Source organism: Streptomyces sp. NBC_01410 (assembly GCF_045040195.1).
GTDB lineage: Bacteria > Actinomycetota > Actinomycetes > Streptomycetales > Streptomycetaceae > Streptomyces.
Window position 1 is genome coordinate 1437473 of record NZ_CP109530.1, and the last position, 23073, is coordinate 1460545.

The following is a 23073-nucleotide window of genomic DNA, read 5'->3' on the forward strand; positions in this document are numbered from 1 at the left end:
CGCCATGGAGATGAATGCTAATTACACTAGTTTTGTCGCGGTGGGCGATTCCTTTACCGAAGGCATGTCCGACCTTCTGCCGGACGGCTCCTACCGCGGCTGGGCGGATCTGCTCGCAGCCCGAATGGCCGCGCGCACTCCGGGATTCCGATACGCGAATCTCGCCGTCCGCGGAAAGCTCATCGGCCAGATCGTCGACGAGCAGGTGCACGTGGCGGCCGCCATGCAGGCCGATGTGATCACGCTGGTGGGCGGGCTCAATGACACCCTGCGGCCCAAGTGCGACATGGGCAGGGTGCGCGGGCTCCTGGAGGAGGCCGTGGAAAAGCTGACGCCGTCCTGCCGTCAGCTGGTCCTGATGCGCAGCCCCGGCCGCAACGGTCCGGTGATGGAGCGCTTCCGCCCCCGCATGGAGGAGCTGTTCGCTTACGTCGACGAACTGGCCGCCCGGCACGGTGCCCTGGTGGTGGATCTGTACGGCTCCGAAGTGCTCGGCGACCAGCGGATGTGGGACGTGGACCGGCTGCATCTGACGGCCGAGGGGCACCGGCGCGTCGCCGAGGCGGTCTGGCAGACCCTCGGGCACGACGCGGAGGAGGACTGGCGAGCACTGCTGCCGCCCGCGGTGCTGCCGGGCTGGACGGTGCGGCGGGTCGGCGACCTGCGGTTCGCACGCCAGTATCTGGGTCCGTGGGTCGCGCGACGGCTGACGGGGCGCTCATCGGGCGACGGCCTTCCGGCGAAGCGGCCCGAGCTGCTGCCGTACGAGGATCCGCGTTCGTAGTAAGCCACAAACCGGACCGGGGCGCTGGCCTGCGCAAACCGCCAGTAGAATCCGTACACGTGACAGCCAAGCCCCGCATCCCCAATGTCCTGGCCGGCCGCTACGCCTCCGCGGAGCTGGCCGTCCTGTGGTCCCCCGAGCAGAAGGTGAAGCTGGAGCGTCAGCTCTGGCTCGCGGTGCTGCGCGCCCAGAAGGACCTCGGCATCGAGGTGCCCGAGGCCGCCATCGCCGACTACGAGCAGGTGCTCGACCAGGTCGACCTGGCGTCGATCGCCGAGCGCGAGAAGGTCACCCGCCACGATGTGAAGGCGCGCATCGAGGAGTTCAACGCGCTGGCGGGCCACGAGCAGGTCCACAAGGGCATGACGTCCCGCGATCTGACGGAGAACGTCGAGCAGCTGCAGATCCGGCTCTCGCTGGAGCTGATGCGCGACCGCACGGTCGCGGTTCTCGCCCGGCTCGGCAAGCTCTCCGGTGAGTACGCCGAGCTGGTGATGGCCGGACGCTCGCACAATGTCGCGGCGCAGGCCACGACCCTGGGCAAGCGCTTCGCGACCGCGGCCGACGAGCTGCTCGTGGCGTACGGACGCCTCGAAGATCTGCTGGGCCGCCACCCGCTGCGCGGCATCAAGGGCCCGGTCGGCACGGCGCAGGACATGCTCGACCTCCTCGGCGGCGACGCCGCGAAGCTTGCCGAGCTCGAGCAGCGCATCGCCGGGCATCTGGGCTTCGCGCACGCGTTCACCTCGGTCGGTCAGGTCTACCCCCGTTCGCTCGACTACGACGTGGTCTCCGCGCTGGTGCAACTGGCCGCCGCGCCGTCCTCGGTCGCCAAGACGATCCGGCTGATGGCCGGTCACGAGCTGGTCACCGAGGGCTTCAAGCCCGGCCAGGTCGGCTCCTCCGCGATGCCGCACAAGATGAACACCCGCTCCTGCGAGCGCGTCAACGGCCTGATGGTCATCCTGCGCGGCTATGCCTCGATGACCGGCGAGCTGGCGGGCGACCAGTGGAACGAGGGCGATGTCTCCTGCTCCGTGGTGCGCCGGGTCGCGCTGCCGGACGCGTTCTTCGCCTTCGACGGTCTCCTGGAGACCTTCCTGACCGTGCTCGACGAGTTCGGCGCCTTCCCCGCCGTCGTCGCCCGCGAGCTGGACCGCTACCTCCCCTTCCTCGCCACCACCAAGGTGCTGATGGGTGCCGTACGGGCCGGGGTCGGCCGTGAGCTCGCGCACGAGGCCATCAAGGAGAACGCGGTCGCGTCGGCGCTGGCGATGCGGGAGCAGGGCGCCGAGCGCAATGAGCTGCTCGACAAGCTGGCCGCGGACGAGCGGATTCCGCTGGACCGGGCGCAGTTGGACGCGCTGATGGCCGACAAGCTGTCGTTCACGGGCGCGGCCGCAGACCAGGTGGCTGCCGTGGTCTCCCGGATCGAGGAGATCGTCAAGCAGCACCCGGAGGCTGCCGGTTACACCCCGGGGTCGATCCTCTGACCCCCGAGGAGCTGGAGGCCGCCCGCGACCGCATCGTTCCGGATGTGGCGGCGGGCGGGCTTTCCGTACTGTTCTGCGGTATCAACCCGGGCCTGATGACCGCGGCGACGGGCCATCACTTCGCCCGGCCCGGCAACCGCTTCTGGCCGGTGCTGCATCTGTCGGGCTTCACACCACGGCAGTTCAGGCCCGCCGAGCAGGAAGAACTGCTCGGGCATCGACTGGGCATCACCAATGTGGTGGCCAGGGCGACGGCTCGCGCCGACGAACTGAGCGACGAGGAGTTCCGCGAGGGCGGACGGCTCCTGACGGCCAAGGTCGAGCGGCTGCGTCCACGATGGCTGGCGGTCGTCGGTGTCACCGCGTACCGAACGGCCTTCGGCGAGAAGAGAGCCAAGATCGGGCCTCAGGAGCGCACGATCGGCGGGACGAAGATCTGGGCGCTGCCCAATCCGAGCGGGCTCAACGCACACTGGACCGCGCAGTCGATGGCTGAGGAATTCGGGCGGCTGCGCAAGGCCGCGGAAGCGGACGGTTCGCCGGCGGACGGCGCTGTCTAAAGCGGTTCCATCCCGCTAGAGCGGGTCTATCTCGGTGACCACGGCCAGCAGCTGGAACCTCGACAGTCCCACCGCTATCCACCGGTCCTCGTTCCGCCACAGATGCAGCCATTCCATCTGCTCGCTGAGCCTGCGCCACGGGTCGGGCACTTCTTCGTCCCTCTCGACGCGCAGCCGCGTACCGGCGAGGCTGAACAGGTCCGGCTCGCCCCAGCGTCGTTCGAGTACGTTCAGCAGGGCGCCGTGCTCCTCGGCACGCTGGTCGGCCGCCGCGTCCCCGCCCTCGTCATCGTCCGCTCCGTCGCCGAACTGCCCGTTCAGCTCCGCGATGTGAAATCCGGGGCCTCCCGAGCCGACGTCCGACGGGCCGGGCTCCGCGGGGAAGTCCCGGGAGCGCAGCAAGTCGATCGTGTCGAGGTGCTGTGCCGTGGTCATGCCCCCCAGTAAACCGGCCCGCACTGACATTTGGCTGTCCGTCAGGCATCCCGGCGGCGCAGCGCCCACCGCCGCGCGCCAAGATTGCTCGCCGCCGTCGCGGCCAGCGAGTACGATCCGCCACACACGCGCTCGAGCTGGGAGGACACACGGTGGGGCGGCTGACCGGCGGAGACCCGTCGCTGCTGCGGCGGATCAACTCCGCGGTGGTACTCCATGCACTGCGGGGCGCTGACTCCCCCACGCTCACGGATCTGACCCGGATCACCGGTCTGTCCCGGCCGACCGTCGAGGGCGTGATCGAGGGGCTCATGGAGGGCGGCCTCGTCGTCGAGAGCATCCCCGAGGAGGGCGGCACCCGCCGTCAGGGGCGCCCCGCCCGGCGGTTCAGGTTCCGTGCCGAGGCCGGTCATCTGCTGGGTGTCGAGATCGGGGCCCACCGGATCGCCGCCCTGCTGTCCGGCCTGGACGGGCGGATCATCGGCGCCGGATCCAGGGAGGTCTCCGAGACGGCCTCGGCGGACGAGCGGCTTGAGCGGGTGCGGCAGGTCGTCGCCGACGTCCTGCGCAGGACCGGCGTCGCCCGCAGCAGCCTGCGGGCCGTCGGAGTCGGCTCCCCCGGCATCGTGGAGGCCGACGGAACCGTACGGCTCGGGACCGCGCTGCCCGGCTGGACCGGTCTGGCGCTCGGCGAGCGGCTGCGCAGATCGTTCCGCTGCCCCGTGCTGGTCGAGAACGATGCCAACGCCGCCGCGGTGGCCGAGCATTGGAAGGGCGCGGCGACCGAGTCCGACGACATCGTCTTCGTACTGGCCGGGCTCAGCCCGGGTGCGGGCTCGCTGATCGGCGGCCGGCTGCACCGCGGTTTCGGGGGCGCGGCGGGCGAGATCGGGGCGCTGCATCTGCTCGGCCGCGAAGTGACGCCGGAGAAGCTGCTGTCGACGACCGACGAGCCGCTGCATCCGCTGGACGAGCAGGCGGTCGCCGATGTCTTCGCCCACGCCAAGCAGGGTGATCCGAGAGCGCAGGAGGCCGTCGAGCGGTTCATCCAGCGACTGGTTCACGATGTGGCGGCGCTGGTGCTGGCGCTCGACCCGGAGCTGGTTGTCATCGGCGGCTGGGCCGCGGGACTCGACGGCGTACTCGATCCGCTGCGCGACGAGTTGTCCCGGTACTGTCTGCGCCCGCCGCGGGTGGCTCTGTCGCTGCTCGGCGAGGCGGCCGTGGCGACCGGTGCGCTGCGTCTGGCGCTCGACCATGTCGAGGAGCAGCTGTTCGCCGTCGAGGGAACAGTGACGGCCCGCCGCTGAGCGCTAGCTCGGTGCGACGGGCCGTAGGTGCCCTGCGTAACGCGAAGGGCGAGACTCAGGAGGCGCGGCGCTCCTGGTCGTGGTGGCTGATCTCCAGATCGCCGGAGTCCCCGAAGGTCAGCCGGCAGGTGTCGGCGCGGTAGGTGGCCACCGAGACGGCGGCGGTCCTGCCCTCGGAGAAGTAGCGCGTGGTGACGACCAAAACGGGCGCGCCCGGCAGCCGGTCGAGCTCCTTGGCATCGTCGGCGCGGGCCGAGCCCAGCTCCACCGCGCGGTCCTGCCCCTCGAACTCGAGGCGCTGGAGCTCACGCAGTACGGCGCGGGCCCGCGCGGGGCCGGACGGAGCGTCGATCGCGGACAGTTCGGGCACGGCGGAGGCCGGGATGTACAGGAGCTCGGCGGCGACCGGCTGACCGTGGGAGACGCGCAGCCTGCGGACGGAGTGCGTCTGTTCGTCGGCCTCGGTCTCCAGCAGTCGCGCGACCGCGGCCGGCGGGACGACAGTCTGGCAGTCGACGGACTGCCAGGAGTCCTGCCCGGCGCCCGGCCAGGCCTGCTCGGTGGTGGAGACGTCGACGCCCATGCGGGGCGGCGCGACGGTCGTGCCGACGCCGCGACGGCGCTGCAACCGGCCTTCCAGCTCCAGCTGTTCGAGGGCCTGACGGAGTGTGGCGCGGGCGACTCCGAAGCGAGCGGCGAGATCTCGCTCGTTGGGCAGGATCTCCCCCACCGAGAAATCGGAGTCGAGTGCTTCGCCGATCACGGTCTTGAGGTGCCAGTACTTAGGTTCCGGCACCGATTCGAGCTGCGTGGTCCCCACCCTGATCCTCCGCAATCGCCGTTCCAGCGGCGGCTATTCCGCGCCCTTGTTTATTAAAGGTTCCTGCACTAACTCTGCGACCATAGGACGGTACAACTACTTGGTCAAGACCAATCCTGCGGCCGTTACGCAGCGGAACCAGCCGGATTCGCTGGGCGTTCACAGGACGTTCGTACCGCGTGACACACCCGCAGCAACAGACCCCGTGGCCGGATCCGGACACGGGGTCTGACGTGCGAAGGGACGCTCTACCGCGGGGTCAGCGAGGTGAGCTTGTCGGGGTTGCGGATGATGTAGAGGCACTGAATCCGACCGTCCAGCACCTCCACCTGGAAGACGGTGTCCGGCTTTCCCGCGGAGAGCACGAGGAGCGCGGGCGCACCATTGAGCTCGATGAAGCGGAAGTCCATCTCCGGGACCGGCTGCTGCGTCACGGCGAACAGGAAGCGTCCGACCTTGTCCGCGCTCTCCATGACCCGCAGCGGCGCCTTGGCCTTGCCGCCGCTGTCGCCCACCAGGCGCACGTTGGGCGCCAGCAGGTTCAGCAGCGACTCCAGGTCACCGCCGGTGGCGGCGGCCAGGAAGCGCTCGGTGAGGTCGCGGCGTTCGGTGGGATCGACGTCGTAGCGGGGCTTGCGCTCCTCGACATGGCGGCGGGCCCGGCCCGCGAGCTGCCGAACGGCCGCCTCGGAGCGGTCGAGGGTGGTTGCGATCTCCGCGTACGGGAATCCGAAGGCCTCGCGCAGCACGAACACCGCGCGCTCCAGCGGCGACAGCGCCTCCAGCACGACCAGGACGGCGAGGCTGACGGATTCGGCGAGAACGGCCTGTTCGGCGGTGTCCGGGACGGTATGGCCGAAGTCGGTGGCGAGCGGTTCGGGCAGCCAGGGGCCGACATACGCCTCGCGCCGCGACTGGGCCTGGCGCAGCCGGTCGATGGCGAGGCGGGTGGTGATCCGTACGAGGTAGCCGCGCGGTTCGCGGACCTCGCTGCGGTCCGCGGCCGACCAGCGCAGCCAGGCCTCCTGCACCACGTCCTCGGCGTCGGCCACCCGGCCGAGCATGCGGTAGGCCACGCCGGTCAGGACGGGCCGGTGCTCTTCGAAGACGTCTGTCACGGTGTCGGTTGCCACGCCTCCATCCCAACCCACCGCGCAGTGCCTGTCCAGCCGGTCGGGGTGCGGTGCGCGACACAGCGTGCGGCCGCGTAGGCTCGCCCCCTTGAACTGGAAGCTACCGAGCGGTAATTGTTACTGACAAGCCGTCTAAAACGTCTTCACGCGGGCGACACCAGGGAGCAGCAAGCAATGGCCGAGAAGATCGCGTTCTCCATCGAGTCCGCCCGCGGCAGCCAGGCGCTGTCCGTCACCTACGAGCGCGCGGGCAAGGGCGAGCCGCTGCTGCTGCTCCATGGAATCGGGCACCACTGGCAGGCCTGGGAACCGGTCATGGGAATCCTGGCGGCGGAGCGCGATGTCATCGCCGTCGACCTGCCCGGCTTCGGCACGTCCCCCGCGCTGCCCGACGGTGTTTCGTACGACCTCACCACCGTCGGCTCGGTCCTCGGCGCGCTGTGCGAGTCGCTGGCGATCGAACGCCCCCATGTGGCGGGGAACTCCCTGGGAGGGCTGCTCGCCCTGGAGCTGGGCCGGGAAAAGCTCGTCCGGTCGGTCACGGCTCTGTCGCCCGCCGGCTTCTGGTCGCCGGGCGAGCGCCAGTACGCCTTCGGGATGCTGCTCACCATGCGACGCGCGGCCCAGGTGTTGCCGCTGCCGCTGATCGAGGGGCTGTCCCGGTCGACCGCCGGTCGGGCTGCGCTGACCAGCAGCATCTACGCCCGGCCGGGACGGCGATCACCCGAGGCGGCGGTCGCGGAGACCCTCGCCCTGCGCGAGGCCACCGGTTTCCACCAGACGCTCGCCGCCGGCCGCGACGTCCTGTTCACCGACGATGTGCCCGATGTGCCGGTCACCATCGGCTGGGGCACACGGGACCGGCTGCTGCTGCGCCGCCAGGGCATCCGGGCCAAGCACGTCATCCCCGCTGCCCGGCTGGTGCGACTGCCCGGCTGCGGTCATGTCCCCATGAACGACGATCCCGCGCTGGTCGCCCGCGTGATCCTGGACGGCAGCCGCTGACCGTGTGAACACGCCCGAGCCGAGTGCGGCGCCCACCCCGACCAGCACACCGCCCGCCGCCTGGGGCGCGCCGAACGAGCCCGTCCCCACGAGTGGCGCGCTCAGTGCGGCGGCAACGGGGATCAGTCCGGAGAACAGAGTGGCGCGCTCGGCGCCGATGCGCTGAACACCCATGTACCAGGTGACGAATCCGACGACCGTGACGACGGCCGCCTGCCACAGCAGTGCGAGCGTCTCCGTCTGCCCCGGCGCGCGCACAAAGCCCGCGCCGTCGAGGACGAGGCCGAGGACCGTGGACTCGACGGCGGCGATGCCGCAGACCGTGGCGGTGAGCAGTTTGGGACCCAGCGGGCGCAGCACCGGCGTGGCCAGTACGGCGAAGCCGACCTCACCCGCCAGCGCCCCCACCGACCACACGATGCCGATCAGGTCGGTACGGCCCCACCCCTGGACGGTGAAGGCCCCGGCTGCCACCAGCAGCGCTCCGTAGAGGACGGGCCGGGCGGGCCGTCGGCCGTCCAGGAGCGGTACGAGCACGGCGACGATGACGGGCGCGCAGCCGACGAACACGCCCGGAACAGCAGGCTCCGAAGTGCGTTCCGCGGCCAGGATCGCCAGATTGAATCCGACCATGCCGACGGCGGCGAGCACGGCGAGACGTACCCACTGCGACCGGCCGAGGGCCCGCAGCGGCGCGAGCGCGGACCGGCCGCCGAGCAGCGGCAGCAGGAGCAGACAGGCCAGGGCGTAGCGCAGCGCCTGACCGCCTGCGTACGGATAGTCCCCGAGGACGCTGTTGGCGGTGAAGGAGGCGCCGACGAGGACGTAGGCGAAGCTGACGAGCAGCGCCCCGCGCAGGGAATTCGCGTTCATGTGGCGACGCTATGGATCGGGGCGGTCCCGGTTAAGGTCCACTTCCATGACGTCATCGGGGACCACTTCTGCCGCGGGTGGATCTTCACGCGGTGAGGCCTGGAACACCGCCTGGGAACTGCTCCTGCCCGCGGCCGCCGCCCCGGCCCGGCAGCGCGGGCGGGCCCTGCAATCGGCGCTGCGCGACGCCGTGCGGTCCGGACGGCTCGCGGCGGGCACCCGGCTGCCGTCGAGCCGCGAGCTCGCCGCGGATCTGGAGGTCTCGCGTGGCCTGGTCACCGAGGCGTACGAGCAGCTGACCGCCGAGGGCTATCTGCGCAGCGACCGGGGCGCGGGCACCTGGGTCGGCGACGCGACGCGCCCGGCTGTGCGCGGGACGCGGGACCTGGCGCCGCGTGCTGCCGGCGCGCTGGTGGACTTCCGTCCCGGGACACCGGATCTCTCGCTCTTCCCGCGCGCCGCGTGGGCCGCCACGCACAAGTCGGTGCTCGCGCGGCTGCCGCACCGGGCCCTGGGCTATCCCGATCCGCGCGGACTGCCTGAACTGCGCACCGCGCTTGCCTCGTTGCTCACCCGGCGGCGCGGCGTGGTGGCCGATCCGGAGTCTCTGGTGGTGTGTTCGGGTGTCGCGCAGGCGATGACGCTGCTCGGATTCGTCCTGCACGGCCACGGCCTGCGGACGGTGGGTGTCGAGGACCCGGGCAGCCCCGAACACGCGTCGCTGTTCGCTGCGGCCGGGCTGAGCACGACGCCGCTGCCGCTGGACGACGAAGGGCTCGCCACCGAGCCGCTGGAGCGGTCCGGAGCCCGTGCCGTGGTGACCACTCCGGCCCACCAGTTCCCGACCGGAATCGCCTACTCCGCGAGGCGTCGCACCGAACTCCTCGACTGGGCACGGTCGGTGGACGGCCTGATCGTCGAGGACGACTACGACGGCGACTTCCGCTACGACCGCGCACCCGTCGGAGCTCTGCAGGGGCTCGATCCCGACCGCGTCGCCTACACGGGCTCGGTCAGCAAGTCACTTGCGCCGGGGCTTCGGCTCGGCTGGCTGGTGGTGCCCGGCCGCCTGGCGGACGAGGTGATCGAACGCAAACGCACCATGGATCTCGGCAACCCCGCCCTCGACCAGGCACTCCTTGCGGACTTCGTCAACCGCGGCGGCTACGACCGGCAGTTGCGCCGCTGTCAGCGCGCCTACCGGGAGCGGCGGGACACCCTTGTCGCGGCGCTCGCGGAGCACTGTGCGGGCTCGGAGGTCAGCGGCATCGCGGCCGGGCTGCACATCATCGCGACGCTCCCGGAGCGCTACGGCCCGGGACCCCGGTTTGTTGAGCGCGCGGCCGCGGCCGGTGTCGCGGTGCGCCCGCTGGCCGACTACCGGGTGGCGAGCGCCGAGGACAGGGGCGTACGTCTGGTGATCGGGTACGCGCAACTGTCGCCGTCCGACATCGTGCGCGGGGTGCGCCTGATGGCCGAAGCGGCAATGCCGTAGGGCGCGTTGTTCACGTGGGGTTCGCGTTACGGCCGTGGCCGGGCGTTAGGCATGGCTCGGCACACCCGCCCGACCTGCCCCAGGAGGCCCAGCGATGTCCCACAGCCCGCGGAGTTCGTCCCCCGACCGCCGTTCCGTACTGCGTGGCACGGTCGCCGCGTCGGCGGCGCTGGCACTGCCCGCACTGGCAGCCGCGCCCGCACTGGCGCTCTCCGGCCGCCCCGGCGCCGCCTGGGGTGTGCAGACCGGCGATGTCACCTCCTCGTCCGGCCTGGTGTGGGTCCGCTCGGACCGGCCCGCCCGGATGATCGTCGAGACCTCGGCCACGGACTCCTTCCGGCACACGCACCGCTGGCACGGGCCCCTGCTCGGGCCCGGCACTGACTTCACCGGTACGACGTCGCTGCGCGGCCTGCCCGCGGGCGAGCAGGTGCACTACCGGGTGACGCTCGCCGACCCCGACGACCCGCGGCGCACGGGCGAGCCGGTGTACGGGACGTTCCGTACGGCTCCCTCGAAGCGCCGGGAGGGTGTGCGTTTTCTGTGGTCGGGCGACATCGCGGGCCAGGGCTGGGGCATCAACCCGGACATCGGCGGCTTCCGCGCGTACGAGGAAATGCGGCGTCTGGACCCGGACTTCTTCCTGTGCAGCGGTGACACGGTCTACGCGGACGGTGTGATCCAGCCGAGCGTGACCCTGCCGGACGGGCGGATCTGGCGCAACATCACCACCGAGGAGAAGTCCAAGGTGGCGCAGACGCTGGCCGACTTCCGCGGCAACTTCCGCTACAACCTGCTCGACGAGAACGTCCGGCGCTTCAACGCACAGGTCCCCACCGTCGTGCAGTGGGACGACCACGAGGTGCGCAACAACTGGTACCCGGGCCAGATCCTCGACGATGTGCGCTACACCGAGAAGAACGTGGATGTGCTCGCCGAGCGCTCGATGCAGGCCTTCAGCGAGTACTTCCCCATCTCCACGCTCCCCTCGCAGGGCCGCGACGGCCGTGTCCACCGCGTGGTGCGCTACGGCCCGCTGCTCGACGTTTTCGTCCTCGACATGCGGTCGTACCGCAACGCCAACTCCCCGGGCCGGCAGGCCGACGACACCCAGGGCATCCTCGGCGCCGAGCAGCTCGCCTGGCTGAAGCGTGAGCTGTCGCGCTCGCGTGCGGTGTGGAAGGTGATCGCCGCCGACATGCCGCTCGGTCTGGTCGTGCAGGACGGCGCGACGAACTTCGAGGCCGTGGCGCAGGGCGATCCCGGCGTGCCTCTCGGCCGTGAGCTGCAGATCGCCGAGCTGCTTCGTTTCATCAAGCACTGCCGGATCACGGGCACGCTCTGGCTCACGGCGGATGTCCACTACACGTCTGCGCAGCACTACGCGCCCGAGCGGGCGGCTTTCAAGGACTTCGCGCCGTTCTGGGAGTTCGTCTCGGGTCCGCTGGCGGCGGGCGGCTTCCCGGCCAACACGCTCGACGGCACCTTCGGGCCCGAGCGTGTCTTCGTGCGGGCGCCGGAGCGCGCGAATGTCTCGCCGATGGAGTCCCCGCAGTACTTCGGGGAGGTCGACATCGACGGCGGCAGCGGCGAGCTGACGGTGCGGCTGCGGGCCGAGGGCGGGACGGTTCTGTTCAGCAAGGTGCTCCAGCCGGGGCGCGTGGGGCAGTAGTACGCGCGCGCTGCCGCGAATCAGGGAGCCGAACAGTCCACGCCAGAAACGGAAAAAACCAGCCGATAGCGACCCAGATCCGGGCTTAACCCATCAGTCACAAAGCGTTCGTGATCACGCAACACCATTCGGTCACAGTGATGCCATGACTGATGTGACTTCTGCGAAGACCGCCCGCCGTCCACACCACTGGCGGCGGGATCTCGTCGAGTTGGCGGCCCTGTTCACCGCCGTGGCCGTCGCCGATGCCATCGCCAACATGGTCGGGCACGCGCCCGACGGCCCGTTCCTGCTCATCGCCTCGGCCGTGGTGCTCATCGCCACGGCCGCCTTCCACACATGGTGGGCACGACGCCACAGCCATGCCCCTCCGGCTCTCACGTCCGATACCGCCGGAGGGGCGCAGGAGGCCGGCGCGACCGGGCTCGTGGCCGGGGGCGGCGAGCTGTTCGAGACCTCGCTGTGGCGGATGCGTACCACCGTGCGGGACACCCCCGGCAGCCTCGCCGCGCTGTGCACCGCCCTCGCCCGGCACCGGGTGGACATCCTGACCCTGCAGACACACCCGCTCGCCGAGGGCACGGTGGACGAGTTCCTGCTGCGTGCCCCCACATCCCTCCAGGCCCAGCAGCTGACTCGGGAGATCTCGGCGGCGGGCGGCAGCAGCACCTGGATCGAGCGCGCCGACGCCCACGATCTCGTCGACACCCCGACCCGGGTGCTCGGCCTCGCCACCCGTACCGCCCTGGACGCGGCCGAACTTCCGCTGGCGCTGCGCCAGTTGCTCGGCCGCTGCACGATCCACTCGCTGCCCGCCGTCAGCCTCTCCGGCCGGCCCACGGGCGATACGCCTCCCGTCGAGGGCGTGCTGGAGGAGACGGTGATGCGGCTGCGCGATCCGAACGGCGGCGCGATCACCGTCGAGCGGCCCTATCTCCCCTTCACGCCCACGGAGTTCGCCCGGGCGAGGGCTCTGGTCGAGCTGGACGCCCGCCTCGGCCCCCGCGTCCCGCGCAGCGAGGACGTCCTCACCCTCCCCGAGGGCAATGAGATCACCGTGCGCCGCGCCGACCAGGGCGATGTCCCGGCAGCGAGGGCCATGCACGACCGCTGCTCCGACCGCACCCTCAGCCTGCGCTACCACGGCCCGATCGGCGACGCCGACCGCTATCTCAACCATCTCCTCAGTCCGCGCTTTGGCCGCACACTCGCCGTGCAGACGACCTCCGGCAAGCTCGTCGCCCTCGGTCATCTGCTGTGGGACGGCGACGAGACCGAGGTCGCCCTGCTCGTCGAGGACGCCTGGCAGCGCCGGGGCATCGGCGCGGAGCTGCTCGGCCGACTGGTCGACCTGGCCGTCGAGGCAGGCTGCGAGAGCGTCTACGCCGTGACCCAGTCGTCCAACACCGGCATGGTCGCGGCCATGCGCGGCCTCGGGCTGCCGCTCGACTTCCAGATCGAGGAGGGCACGCTGGTGATCACCGCCCGACTGGACGCGACTGCCGTACGCCCCCGCGCTCGCTTCGAACAGGCTGAGCGCTGAGGGCCTCGGTCAGATCGCGCCACAGATCCTCGACGTCCTCGAGCCCGACCGACAGCCGCAGCAGCCGGTCGCTGACGCCCGCCGAGCGCCGGTCTCCCTCAGCCACGATGCGGTGGCTGATGGAGGCGGGGTGCTGGATCAGTGTGTCGACGCTGCCGAGACTGACCGCGGGAGTGATCAGCCGTACGCCCGCGATCACGGCGTGCGGGTCGCCGTACACCTCGAAGGAGACCATCGCACCGCCGATCCGCGGATAGTGGACGCGGGCGACGCGCGGGTCGGCCGCGAGGCGGCAGGCCAGGTCGGCGGCGGTGGTGGAGGCGGCCCGTACCCGTACCGGCAGGGTCGACAGTCCCCGAAGCAGCAGATATCCCGCCAGCGGGTGCAGAACACCGCCGGTAGCGAAGCGCACCTGGCGCAGCTTGCCCGCGAATTCCTCGTCGCAGGCCACCACTCCGCCCATCACATCGCCGTGCCCGCCCAGATACTTCGTGGCACTGTGCAGCACGAGCCGGGCGCCGTCCTCGACCGGCCGCTGGAGCACGGGCGTGGCGAAGGTGTTGTCGACGAGCAGCGGCACGGAGCCGCAGGCGTGGCGCACGGCCCGCAGATCGACCTCCGCCAGCGTCGGGTTCGCGGGCGTCTCCACCATCACCAGACCGGTGTCCGGCCGGATCGCCTCGGCGATGCCCGCCGGGTCGGTCCAGGTCACCTCGGTGCCCAGCAGCCCGGCACCGAGCAGATGGTCGCTGCAGCCGTACAGCGGACGCACCGCGACCACATGGCGCAGGCCCATGCTCGCCCGTACCAGCAGTACGGCGGTGAGGGCCGCCATGCCGCTGGCGAAGGCGACCGCGCTCTCGGTCCCCTCGAGCCGGGCCAGGGCGGTCTCGAAGCGGGCCGTGGTCGGGTTGTCCAGCCTGGCGTAGACGGGCGGCCCCTCCAGGCGCGCTCCGGTGGCGGCGAACTCGTCGATCCGTGCCGCTTCGCCAGCGGCGTCGTAGGAGGGGTAGGTGGTCGACAGATCCAGCGGCGGGGCATGCAGACCGAGCTGCGCGAGATCCTCGCGTCCGGCGTGGACTGCTTCGGTGGCCAGCGCCCGGGGTGAGTGGGCGGCGAAGGCTGCGTTCTCCATGCCCGCACTGTGAACACCCACCGGCAGGTCGTGGCCATGGCCCGTGTTACGTTCGGCGAATGGCTGAAACTGTCGCTCTCGACCCGGTGGATCTTCAGATACTCCGGCTGCTGCAGAACGACGCCCGGACCACCTACCGCGATCTGGCGGCGGAGGTCGGAGTCGCTCCTTCCACGTGCCTTGACCGGGTGGCGAGGCTGCGCCGCGCCGGTGTGATCCTCGGGCACCGGCTGGCCCTGGACCCGGCCCGGCTGGGGCGCGGACTGGAGGCGCTGCTCTCCGTACAGGTCCGTCCGCACCGGCGTGAACTGATCGGTCCGTTCGTCGAGCGCATCCGGGCTCTGCCCGAGTCCCGCGCGCTGTTCCATCTCACGGGCCCGGACGACTACTTGGTACATGTGGCTGTGGCGGACACCGCGGATCTGCAACGACTTGTCGTGGACGAGTTCACCTCCCGGCGCGAGGTCGCCCGGGTCGAAACCCGGCTGATCTTCCAGCAGTGGGACTGCGGCCCGCTGCTGCCTCCTCAGACAGGTGGCTGACAGGCCGCTGGGACTCGATGATGGTGACGCGGAGGCCCCACTCGTATGAGGATGTGCCCATGTCAGTCACCCTCAGCAGCCAGCTGCCCCGCCAGGTCGCCGACGCATACGTCGACGCGCTCATCGAACTCGATCCGACGATTGGCACATATCTCGGGGTCAAGGAGAGCTCGGGTCTCCTTCCCGACTACTCCCCCGCAGGTCAGGAGGCATTCGCCGAGCTCGCACGCGAGACGCTGGCCAGGCTCGACCATGCGGAGAAGCTGCCGGGTGCCGAGAACGACGCCGAGCGGCGCTGCGGGCGGCTGCTGCGGGAGCGTCTGACGGCCGAACTCGCTGTTCACGAGGCTGATGAGGGTCTGCGTACGGTGAGCAACCTGCGCTCACCGGTGCATACGGCGCGCGAGGTGTTCACCGTGACGCCCACGGAAACCGATGAGGACTGGGCAGCGATCGCGCGGCGGCTTCTTGCGGTGCCGCACGCGCTGGAGGGTTACCGGGCCTCACTGGAACTGGGTCTGGAGCGCAAGCTCCTGGGCGGCCCACGTGCCACGCAGACGAATATCGGCCAAATCACGGAGTGGATCGGCACGGACCGGAGCTGGTTCGACGACTTCGTCGCGGACGGCCCCGCCACGCTCCGCACCGAACTCGACGCCGCGGCCCGCTCGGCGACCGAAGCCCTGACCGAGCTGCGCGACTGGATGCGCGATGTGTACGCACCTGCCGTGGCGGACGCGCCCGACACGGTCGGGCGCGAGCGCTACGCCCGCTGGTCGCGCTACTTCAACGGCACGGACCTCGATCTCGACGAGGCGTACGCGTACGGCTGGTCCGAATACCACCGTCTGCTGGCCGAGATGAAGACCGAGGCCGACAAGATCCTCCCGGGCGCGGGGCCCTGGGAGGCGCTCGCGCACCTCGATGTGCACGGCGAGCACATCGAAGGCGTCGAGGAGGTACGGGTCTGGCTGCAGAAGCTGATGGACGAGGCGATCGAGGCGCTGGACGGCACACACTTCGAACTCGCCGAGCGGGTACGGAAGGTGGAGTCCCGTATCGCTCCCCCGGGCGGTGCGGCTGCGCCCTACTACACCGGTCCCTCGGAGGACTTCACCCGGCCCGGACGCACCTGGCTGCCGACCATGGGCGAGACGCGCTTCCCGGTGTACGACCTGGTGTCGACCTGGTACCACGAGGGCGTGCCCGGCCACCATCTGCAGATCGCGCAGTGGGTGCATGTCGCGGACCAGCTCTCGCGCTATCAGGCGACGATCGGCGGCGTCAGCGCCAACGCCGAGGGCTGGGCGCTGTACGCGGAGCGGCTGATGGACGAGCTCGGATTCCTGCCCGACCCGGAGCGCAGGCTCGGCTATCTGGACGCGCAGATGATGCGGGCGTGCCGGGTGATCGTGGACATCGGCATGCATCTGGAGCTGGAGATTCCGGCGGACTCGCCCTTCCACCCGGGCGAGGTCTGGACTCCGGAGCTGGCGCAGGAGTTCTTCGGCAGTCACAGCGGGCGCCCGGCCGACTTCGTGGAGAGCGAGCTGACGCGCTACCTGTCGGTGCCGGCCCAGGCGATCGGCTACAAGCTGGGCGAGCGGGCCTGGCTGCTGGGCCGGGAGAACGCCCGCAGGGCGCACGGCGACGCGTTCGACGCGAAGGCGTGGCACATGGCGGCGCTGTCACAGGGTTCGCTCGGGCTGGACGATCTGGTCGACGAGCTGTCCAAGCTCTGACGACCGGTTCGGGCGGCGGCGGGGCTCCGGGGCGTGAGACACGCCCTGAGCCCCGTCGCGGCAGTCGTCGCCGTCGCTGAGGGTCGTCAGCAGCCGCAGTCGTCCGCGTCGACGGGCGCCGTCAACGGGTCGGCCTCGCGCTTGCGGCTGCCCTCCCAAGTCTCGAACTCGAAGCCCTCACGGGCCCAGTACTCGAAACCCCCGAGCATCTCCTTGACCTGGTAGCCCAGTTCGGCGAGTGCGAGCGCGGCGCGAGTCGCACCATTGCAGCCAGGGCCCCAGCAGTACGTGACGACCGGCACCGCCCTGTCGAGCAGTTTCTCGGCCTGCTCAGGGATCAGCGCGGTGGGCAGATGGATCGCACCGGGGATGTGCCCCTGGTCCCAGGACTCGGTCGAGCGGGAGTCGAGGACGACGAATCCGGGGTCGCCGCCGGCCGCGAGTGCCGAGGCTACATCGGAGACATCGGCGTGGAAGGCGAGGCTCGCGCCGAAGTACGCGGCAGCAGCCGCGGGCGAGGCCGGTGGGACGCGGAGGACGGGGTTCGCGGTGAGCGGCGTCGTAGTCATGACCAAGAACCTACGGCCGGTGATGGTCCGGCTGAAGTGAGAATCCCCGGGGCTTGCCTTGATCGGCCGGGGATTGACCTGCTATCTCTCGGACATGACCGGATATTCACCGGACGCCACCGACTGGCGCATCCTGCAGGCCCTGCAGCACGAGGGCCGGGCAACCTTCGCCGAGCTGGCCAGGACCGTCTCCATGTCGGCGAGCGCCGTGACCGAGCGGGTGCGGCGGCTGGAGGAGGCCGGCGTCATCGCGGGCTACACGGCGGTCATCGAGCAGGAGCGGCTGGGCCTGCCGATCCTCGCGTTCGTACGGCTGCGCTATCCGAACGGCAACTACAAGCCGTTCCACGATCTGCTGGAGAGGACTCCGGAGATCCTTGAGGCTCATCATGTGACCGGCGACGACTGCTTCGTCCTCAAGGTCGCGACGCGCTCGATGACCCATCTCGAGGAAGTCTCGGGAAAGATCGGCGCGCTGGGGTCGGTCACCACCAGCGTCGTCTACTCCTCGCCACTGCCTCGGCGGGCGATCAGCCGCTGAGCGGGGCCGAGCGGAGCCGAACGACGGAGCCGTGCCGCTCCTTGACGATCTCCAGCTGGGCGGGGATACGGCGGCGCAGATCGGCGACATGGCTGACGATGCCGACGCTGCGGTCCCGTTCGCGCAGCGAGTCGAGGACGTCGAGCACCTCGTCCAGGGTCTGGTCGTCCAGGCTGCCGAAGCCCTCGTCGATGAAGAGGGTGTCGAGCCGTACGCCCCCGGCCTCGTCGGTGACCACATCGGCGAGGCCGAGCGCGAGGGCGAGTGAGGCGAAAAAGGTCTCACCGCCGGAGAGCGTCGCGGTGTCGCGTTCGCTTCCCGTCCAGGCGTCCACGACGTGCAGACCGAGCCCGGAGCGCTTGCCGCCCGCTTTGGTGTCGCTGTGCACCAGGGTGTAGCGGCCGGACGACATACGCTGCAGCCGGGCGGTGGCCGCGGCCGCGACCTGTTCGAGGCGGGCCGCGAGCACATACGACTCGAGACGCATCTTGCGTTCGTTGTCGGCGGATGTGCCTGCGGTGAGCGCGGCGAGCCGCGCGATCCGTCCGTACTCCTCGCGCAGCGGGCCCAGCCGGAGTACTTCCGCGACGGCCTGGCGGGACAGTCTCGCAAGCTCGGCGCACCGGTCGCGGGCGGCGGCGAGCACGGACGCGGCGTCGCGCAGTGCCCGCTCGGCGTTGTCGTGGGCGGCGCGGGCGGCTTCCGGATCGGCGGGCGGATGCTCAGCGGCGCTACGGGTGTCCGCCTCGGCCAGCCGGTCGGCGACTGCGGCCGCCTCGGTCTGCCAGGCGTCGATGCGGTGCTGCAGGCCGCGCTGATCAGCGGCTGAGAGCAGCGCGGCGGCCGCCGCACGCGGTGTGTCGAACCCGGCCCGGAACGCGGCGTCGGCCAGCCGGTCGTCGGCTTCCTTGAGCCGCTGCGCGGTGAGGTCGAAGGACCGCACGGACTCGGCCGCCCCGGCGAGCAGCCGCACCCTGCGCTCCAGCAGCGTGGCGTGCTCGGCGACACTGGACGCGCCACCCCTGGCCCGGACCAACTCGCTTTCCAGCGCCGCCTGTTCCCGGTCGAGACCTTCGCGCTGCGAGGTCCGCGCCGCGACCCGCCGCTCGGCCTGCTGCTGAGCGGCGAGCCGCCCTTCGTGCTCGCGCTCGGCGCGGTCGAGCGCCTCGCGCGCGTCGTGCATGCCGGAGGCGATGTGGTGCGCGTGACGGTACTCCCGCTCCAACTCCTCGACGAGGGCGAACAGTTCGGCGGCATCAGGATCGTCGCCGGTGCCGGTCTCGTCCGGCGCCGGTTCCGAACCCGGCGCCGGCGTCCGCGCCTCGTCCCTCGCCGTCGTGAACGTCTCGCGCACTACCGCCAGTTCGCGTTCCGTGTCCGTCTTGGCGGCGTCCGCTCGCGTGTAGTCCCGGTACGCCGCGTCCTCGGCCGCGCGGTCGACGTGCCCCGCGCCCGCCCGGGCCGGGGCCGGGTGGTCGGCCGAACCGCAGACGGCGCAGGCTTCGCCGGGGACCAGACCTGTGGCCAGCTCCGCCGCGATGCCCCTCAGCCGGCGTTCCTTGAGGTCGAGCCAGCTCTCGTGGGCCGCGTTCGCGCGTTCGCGCGCCGTACGCAGCCGCTCCTCCATCTGCGTGGTGCGTGCCGCCAGTTCGTCCCGTTCGTGGGCTGCCCGCGCCCTGCGGCGCGCCGGTTCGAGCTTCCCCGCGAGGTGTTCCGCGCGCGTCGCCGCTTCCTGCGCGGCCGCGATCCGTTCCTGGCCGGTCCGCCGGACCCTGTCCCAGTCCGCCAGCCAGCTCGCCGCGTCCTGGAGCAGCTCCTCGTCCGCCCGTGCCTGACGGTCGAGGTCCGCCCGCTCGCGGGTGATCTCAGCGCTGCGCTGCTCCGCGCGCCGGGCGGCTTCCAGGCCGCCCAGGTCCTGGCGCAGCTTCCGTTCCAGGGCGGACAGTTGCTCCGCTCCCGCGTCCTTGAGCTCGGGCGGCAGCCCGTCGCGCGCCCGGTCGCGGTCGGCGTGCGCGGCGCGGTGTTCTCGCTCGGCGTCGTCCCGAAGCCTCAGCGCAGGCTCGACGCGCTCCGCCTTGCGCGCCCGTTCCAGCGTGGCCTGGTTCTGGTCCCGCTCGGGGCGCCGCGCCTCCACGGCCTCGCGCCGCTGCCGTGCGTCCGCGTATCTCGTCTGCAGCCTGGCCAGTTCGCGCTCGGCGTCCAGGGCGTGGCGGGCGGCTGCCTGCCGGCTTTCCGCAGCGGCCAGCGCGCAGTCGCCGATGTCCAGCGTCTCCCGGGCACCCGCGCGGGCGACGGCCGCCCACTCCAGGACGGCCGTGGCGAGTCCGGGATCCCCCGGCTGCTGCCGAGGCGGCGGCCAGTCCCCCGCCGTCGCGCCAGCGGCCTGCTCCATCCGGTGGGCGATCGCGAGCAGCCGCTCGTCACCCGCCCGCACCTGCTGTTCGGCGGCGCGCCGCCGGTCGGCCAGGCGCTCCTCGACCGCTGCGAAGCGGCGTGTGTCGAAGAGGCGCCCGAGCAGCCTGCCGCGCGCCTCCGCGTCGGCGCGCAGGAAGCGGGCGAAGTCCCCCTGCGGCAGCAGCACCACCTGGCAGAACTGGTCGCGGCTCATCCCCAGAAGCTGCGCGATCTCCTCGCCGATTTCCTGGTGGGAACGGCTCAGCGCCTTCCACGCGCCTTCCTTGGCGTCGTATTCGCGCAGCCAGCTCTGCGCCCGTTCGGTAGTGAAGCCCTGCCCGTTCTTCTTGGGGCGGAGCTGGGCGGGCCGCCGCCGGATCTCCAACCGCCTTCCTGCCACGGTCAGTTCGAGGCAGACCTCGGTGAAGGTCCCGGCCGCCGCATGGTCGCTGCGCAGCGAGGCGCCCGGACTCTGCCGCGCGCCCGGCACCGCCCCGTACAACGCGAAGCAGACGGCGTCGAGGACGGAGGTCTTGCCCGCTCCGGTCGGGCCGTGCAGCAGAAAGATCCCGGCCTCGGAGAGCTCGTCGAAGTCGACTTCCTGTGCGGCTGCGAAGGGGCCGAAGGCGGTGAGGCTCAGCCTGTGCAGTCTCACCTGGCCACCTCGCGCACGCCGTCGTCCACCCGTACGTCGTCGAAAGCACCGCGCAGCACGGTGCGCTCAAGTCCGTCGGGCCCGCTGCCGCCGCGCACATGGGCCACGAAGTCCTCGGCGATCTGCTGGTCGTCGCGTCCCTTCAGCCGCTGCGCGTACGAGAGGATCTCCTCCTTGTCGGAGCGCTCGGGCTCGAAGACCAGGCTGAGGGTGTACGGGAACCGCTCGGCCAGGCGCGCCATCGGCTCGGCCGGGCGGACGGCGTCGGTAATCGTGGCCTCGACGAACGACTGCTCGTGCGCTGCGAGGGCCGGGTCGTCGAGCAGTTCACCGAGCGGTCCGCGCAGCCGGGCGAGCGGCCGCGGCACGGGGCAGTCGATGCGTTCGGCCTCTATCTCGCCGTGCGCGCCGAGATCGATGAGCCACATCGTCTTGCGGTGGCTCGTCTCCGAGAAGGAGTAGGCGAGCGGGGATCCGGAGTAGCGCACGCGCTCGGTGATGCTCTGGCAGCCGTGCAGATGGCCGAGGGCGGCATAGTCGACGCCGTCGAAGACCCCTGCGGGCACGGCACAGACGCCTCCGACGGTGATGTCCCGCTCGCTGTCGCTCTCCTCGCCGCCCGCCACGAAGGCGTGGGCGAGGACGACGGACCTGGTCCCCGGCTCCCGGGTCGCGAGGTCGGCGCGCACCCGCTCCATGGCCGCGCCGATGACGGACTCGTGGCCCGCCTTCTCCGTCCTGAACTCGTCCTTCACCAGGGCCGGTTCGAGATACGGCAGTCCGTAGCAGGCCACCTGGCCGTGCGCGTCACTCAGCAGCACCGGTGTGGCGCACCCGGCCGGATCGGTCCGCAGATGGATCCCGGCGCGCTCGATCAGCCCCGCCCCGACACCGAGCCGGCGCGCCGAGTCGTGGTTCCCGGAGATCATCACGGTCGGCACCCCGGCGGCGGCGAGCTGGTGCAACGCCCGGTCGAACAGCTCAACGGCGGCGAGCGGCGGCACCGCCCGGTCGTACACATCTCCCGCCACCAGTACCGCGTCCACGTCGCGATCGCGCACCGTCGCCACCAGGTGGTCGAGGAACGCCGCCTGGGCGTCGAGCATGCTCACCCGGTGGAGCGAACGCCCCAGGTGCCAGTCCGACGTATGCAGGAATCTCATGATCCCCGAGAGTATCGGTGGGGTCTGACATCACGGGCGGCTTCAGGCGTCTCCATACGCCTCGCCCCCCAGCTCCAGTCCCGCCGTCCCCGCCGTGGCGTCGGCCAGCCAGCCGCGGAAGGCGTCCACATCGGCGTCCGGCAGCCCGATCTCGATCGTCACTGCCTCCCCGTACCGCACCTCGCGCACCGTGCGTCCGGTCGCCCGCAGATCGTTCTCCAGCTTGCCCGCCCGCTGGTGGTCGACGGTGACGGTGGCCAGCCGGAACCGCTGCCGGGTGATGGTGCCGAGCGCGTCGAGGGCCTCGCCGACGACTGAGCCGTACGCCCTGATCAGCCCGCCCGCGCCGAGTTTCACACCGCCGTAGTACCGGGTGACGACGGCGACGGCATAGCGGACATCGCGCCGCATCAGCATCTGCATCATGGGCACACCCGCCGTGCCGCCGGGTTCGCCGTCGTCGCTCGCCTTCTGTACGGAGGCATCGGCGCCGATGACGTACGCGAAGCAGTTGTGCGTGGCGGTCGGGTGCTCCCTGCGGATGCGTGCGACGAAGGCCTGCGCCTCCTGTTCGGTCGCGGCGGGCGCGAGCGCGCAGATGAAGCGCGATCTGTTGATCTCGGTCTCGTGCACGCCCGCGCGGGCGACCGTCCGGTACTGCTCCTGCATCCGGCCACCCTATGCGCCTGCGAAGGACAAGAGCGCGGCGGGCAGCGGAGGCGAGGGAAGGCGCGGAGGCGAGGGAAGCGGAGGGGAATGCTCCGCGCGGGCCGCCCGTTGTCAGATGCATGTACGCAGACGCAGAGACGATCCGCAGGATCCTTACCTCCACGGGCGACACCTGGGCGGTGGTCGGCCTGTCGAACAACCAGTCACGGGCGGCGTACGGGGTCGCCGACGTCCTCCAGCGCTACGGCAAGCGCATCGTCCCGGTGCACCCCAAGGCCGAGACGGTCCACGGCGAGCAGGGGTACGCGACGCTCGCGGACATCCCGTTCGACGTCGACGTGGTCGATGTCTTCGTCAATTCGGGCCTCGCGGGTCCGGTCGCGGACGAGGCGGCGGCGATCGGCGCGAAGGCGGTCTGGTTCCAGCTGGGCGTGATCGACGAGGACGCCTATGAGCGCACCCGCGCGAGCGGCCTGGACATGGTGATGGACCGCTGCCCGGCGATCGAGATCCCGCGGCTGGGCTGACGGGCCGAGCCGG

General features: G+C 71.2%; 20 protein-coding genes and 1 pseudogene. 12 read left to right on the forward strand and 9 right to left on the reverse strand.

What is annotated here, in order from left to right:
* The first annotated feature begins 4 nt into the window (after positions 1-4).
* From OG741_RS06645 to mug, 3 genes are read left to right on the forward strand one after another with little or no spacing between them, the layout of a single operon-like run.
* Positions 5-784 carry an SGNH/GDSL hydrolase family protein gene (locus OG741_RS06645; protein ID WP_405595889.1) on the forward strand — a complete coding sequence of 260 codons (780 nt, stop codon included), beginning with the start codon at positions 5-7 and terminating at the stop codon, positions 782-784.
* A gap of 59 nt (positions 785-843) precedes the next feature.
* Entirely contained in the window at positions 844-2277 is a 1434-nt protein-coding gene (gene purB / locus OG741_RS06650; RefSeq protein WP_405595890.1) for an adenylosuccinate lyase, read from the forward strand.
* Entirely contained in the window at positions 2274-2837 is a 564-nt protein-coding gene (mug, locus tag OG741_RS06655) for a G/U mismatch-specific DNA glycosylase (RefSeq protein WP_405605430.1), read from the forward strand. The genes purB and mug overlap by 4 nt, the downstream gene beginning before the upstream one ends.
* 15 nt (positions 2838-2852) lie before the next feature.
* On the opposite strand, the gene OG741_RS06660 is transcribed toward mug, so the two are convergent.
* Positions 2853-3272: a hypothetical protein gene (locus OG741_RS06660; RefSeq protein ID WP_405595891.1), complete on the reverse strand. Its 420-nt coding sequence runs from the start codon at positions 3270-3272 to the stop codon at positions 2853-2855.
* 152 nt (positions 3273-3424) lie between these two features.
* Between OG741_RS06660 and OG741_RS06665 the strand changes: the two genes are divergently transcribed.
* Complete coding sequence (locus tag OG741_RS06665; RefSeq protein WP_405595892.1) at positions 3425-4582, forward strand: ROK family protein; 1158 nt, start codon at positions 3425-3427, stop codon at positions 4580-4582.
* A 55-nt stretch (positions 4583-4637) separates the two neighbouring features.
* Here OG741_RS06665 and OG741_RS06670 read toward each other — a convergent pair whose 3' ends face one another.
* Positions 4638-5402, reverse strand: a complete 765-nt coding sequence (locus tag OG741_RS06670) for a GntR family transcriptional regulator (protein WP_405595893.1) — start codon at positions 5400-5402, stop codon at positions 4638-4640.
* A 248-nt stretch (positions 5403-5650) separates the two neighbouring features.
* Positions 5651-6535: an RNA polymerase sigma-70 factor gene (locus tag OG741_RS06675; RefSeq protein WP_405595894.1), complete on the reverse strand. Its 885-nt coding sequence runs from the start codon at positions 6533-6535 to the stop codon at positions 5651-5653.
* A gap of 174 nt (positions 6536-6709) precedes the next feature.
* Between OG741_RS06675 and OG741_RS06680 the strand changes: the two genes are divergently transcribed.
* Positions 6710-7540: an alpha/beta fold hydrolase gene (locus OG741_RS06680; protein ID WP_405595895.1), complete on the forward strand. Its 831-nt coding sequence runs from the start codon at positions 6710-6712 to the stop codon at positions 7538-7540.
* Positions 7541-7573: 33 nt separating this feature from the next.
* On the opposite strand, the pseudogene OG741_RS06685 reads toward OG741_RS06680, so the two are convergent.
* A pseudogene (locus OG741_RS06685) lies at positions 7574-8413 on the reverse strand (DMT family transporter); the annotation flags it as partial.
* A 46-nt stretch (positions 8414-8459) separates the two neighbouring features.
* Here OG741_RS06685 and OG741_RS06690 point away from each other — a divergent pair.
* From OG741_RS06690 to OG741_RS06700, 3 genes are all read left to right on the forward strand, one after another.
* A complete protein-coding gene (locus OG741_RS06690; protein ID WP_405595896.1) occupies positions 8460-9908 on the forward strand; it encodes a PLP-dependent aminotransferase family protein in 1449 nt (482 codons plus the stop codon).
* Between the two features lie 94 nt (positions 9909-10002).
* Positions 10003-11580 (forward strand): alkaline phosphatase D family protein, encoded by a 1578-nt coding sequence (locus OG741_RS06695; protein WP_405595897.1) that lies wholly within the window; start codon positions 10003-10005, stop codon positions 11578-11580.
* A gap of 145 nt (positions 11581-11725) precedes the next feature.
* Complete coding sequence (locus tag OG741_RS06700) at positions 11726-13123, forward strand: GNAT family N-acetyltransferase (RefSeq protein WP_405595898.1); 1398 nt, start codon at positions 11726-11728, stop codon at positions 13121-13123.
* Here OG741_RS06700 and OG741_RS06705 read toward each other — a convergent pair.
* Positions 13059-14258: a trans-sulfuration enzyme family protein gene (locus tag OG741_RS06705; RefSeq protein ID WP_405595899.1), complete on the reverse strand. Its 1200-nt coding sequence runs from the start codon at positions 14256-14258 to the stop codon at positions 13059-13061. The two genes, OG741_RS06700 and OG741_RS06705, sit on opposite strands and share 65 nt — an antisense overlap.
* Before the next feature lie 59 nt (positions 14259-14317).
* Here OG741_RS06705 and OG741_RS06710 point away from each other — a divergent pair, with 59 nt between their 5' ends.
* Both OG741_RS06710 and OG741_RS06715 read left to right on the forward strand, forming a co-directional pair.
* Complete coding sequence (locus OG741_RS06710) at positions 14318-14800, forward strand: Lrp/AsnC family transcriptional regulator (protein WP_405595900.1); 483 nt, start codon at positions 14318-14320, stop codon at positions 14798-14800.
* Between the two features lie 59 nt (positions 14801-14859).
* Positions 14860-16542 carry a DUF885 domain-containing protein gene (locus OG741_RS06715; protein WP_405595901.1) on the forward strand — a complete coding sequence of 561 codons (1683 nt, stop codon included), beginning with the start codon at positions 14860-14862 and terminating at the stop codon, positions 16540-16542.
* Between the two features lie 86 nt (positions 16543-16628).
* On the opposite strand, the gene OG741_RS06720 is transcribed toward OG741_RS06715, so the two are convergent.
* The gene (locus OG741_RS06720) at positions 16629-17111 is read right to left on the reverse strand and encodes a rhodanese-like domain-containing protein (protein ID WP_405595902.1); all 483 of its coding nucleotides are present in this window, start codon (positions 17109-17111) and stop codon (positions 16629-16631) included.
* 94 nt (positions 17112-17205) lie between these two features.
* On the opposite strand from OG741_RS06720, the gene OG741_RS06725 reads away from it, so the two are divergent.
* Positions 17206-17652, forward strand: a complete 447-nt coding sequence (locus OG741_RS06725; protein WP_405595903.1) for an Lrp/AsnC family transcriptional regulator — start codon at positions 17206-17208, stop codon at positions 17650-17652.
* Here the strand turns inward: OG741_RS06725 and OG741_RS06730 are convergent.
* From OG741_RS06730 to OG741_RS06740, 3 genes are read right to left on the reverse strand one after another with little or no spacing between them, the layout of a single operon-like run.
* Positions 17642-20701 carry an AAA family ATPase gene (locus OG741_RS06730; protein WP_405595904.1) on the reverse strand — a complete coding sequence of 1020 codons (3060 nt, stop codon included), beginning with the start codon at positions 20699-20701 and terminating at the stop codon, positions 17642-17644. The genes OG741_RS06725 and OG741_RS06730 overlap by 11 nt on opposite strands.
* Positions 20698-21864 (reverse strand): exonuclease SbcCD subunit D, encoded by a 1167-nt coding sequence (locus OG741_RS06735; RefSeq protein ID WP_405595905.1) that lies wholly within the window; start codon positions 21862-21864, stop codon positions 20698-20700. Before OG741_RS06735 ends, OG741_RS06730 begins: the two co-directional genes overlap by 4 nt.
* 42 nt (positions 21865-21906) lie before the next feature.
* Positions 21907-22533: a YigZ family protein gene (locus OG741_RS06740; protein ID WP_405595906.1), complete on the reverse strand. Its 627-nt coding sequence runs from the start codon at positions 22531-22533 to the stop codon at positions 21907-21909.
* 119 nt (positions 22534-22652) lie between these two features.
* Between OG741_RS06740 and OG741_RS06745 the strand changes: the two genes are divergently transcribed.
* Entirely contained in the window at positions 22653-23060 is a 408-nt protein-coding gene (locus OG741_RS06745) for a CoA-binding protein (RefSeq protein ID WP_405595907.1), read from the forward strand.
* Positions 23061-23073 lie beyond the last annotated feature (13 nt).

Bases quoted from the DNA above. Each gene is read 5' to 3' on its own strand.
- OG741_RS06645 (WP_405595889.1), top strand. From the start codon at position 5: ATGGAGATGAATGCTAATTACACTAGTTTTGTCGCGGTGGGCGATTCC.
- OG741_RS06660 (WP_405595891.1), bottom strand. From the start codon at position 3,272: ATGACCACGGCACAGCACCTCGACACGATCGACTTGCTGCGCTCCCGG.
- OG741_RS06680 (WP_405595895.1), top strand. From the start codon at position 6,710: ATGGCCGAGAAGATCGCGTTCTCCATCGAGTCCGCCCGCGGCAGCCAG.
- OG741_RS06690 (WP_405595896.1), top strand. From the start codon at position 8,460: ATGACGTCATCGGGGACCACTTCTGCCGCGGGTGGATCTTCACGCGGT.
- OG741_RS06695 (WP_405595897.1), top strand. From the start codon at position 10,003: ATGTCCCACAGCCCGCGGAGTTCGTCCCCCGACCGCCGTTCCGTACTG.
- OG741_RS06700 (WP_405595898.1), top strand. From the start codon at position 11,726: ATGACTGATGTGACTTCTGCGAAGACCGCCCGCCGTCCACACCACTGG.
- OG741_RS06705 (WP_405595899.1), bottom strand. From the start codon at position 14,258: ATGGAGAACGCAGCCTTCGCCGCCCACTCACCCCGGGCGCTGGCCACC.
- OG741_RS06710 (WP_405595900.1), top strand. From the start codon at position 14,318: ATGGCTGAAACTGTCGCTCTCGACCCGGTGGATCTTCAGATACTCCGG.
- OG741_RS06715 (WP_405595901.1), top strand. From the start codon at position 14,860: ATGTCAGTCACCCTCAGCAGCCAGCTGCCCCGCCAGGTCGCCGACGCA.
- OG741_RS06720 (WP_405595902.1), bottom strand. From the start codon at position 17,111: ATGACTACGACGCCGCTCACCGCGAACCCCGTCCTCCGCGTCCCACCG.
- OG741_RS06725 (WP_405595903.1), top strand. From the start codon at position 17,206: ATGACCGGATATTCACCGGACGCCACCGACTGGCGCATCCTGCAGGCC.
- OG741_RS06735 (WP_405595905.1), bottom strand. From the start codon at position 21,864: ATGAGATTCCTGCATACGTCGGACTGGCACCTGGGGCGTTCGCTCCAC.
- OG741_RS06740 (WP_405595906.1), bottom strand. From the start codon at position 22,533: ATGCAGGAGCAGTACCGGACGGTCGCCCGCGCGGGCGTGCACGAGACC.
- OG741_RS06745 (WP_405595907.1), top strand. From the start codon at position 22,653: ATGTACGCAGACGCAGAGACGATCCGCAGGATCCTTACCTCCACGGGC.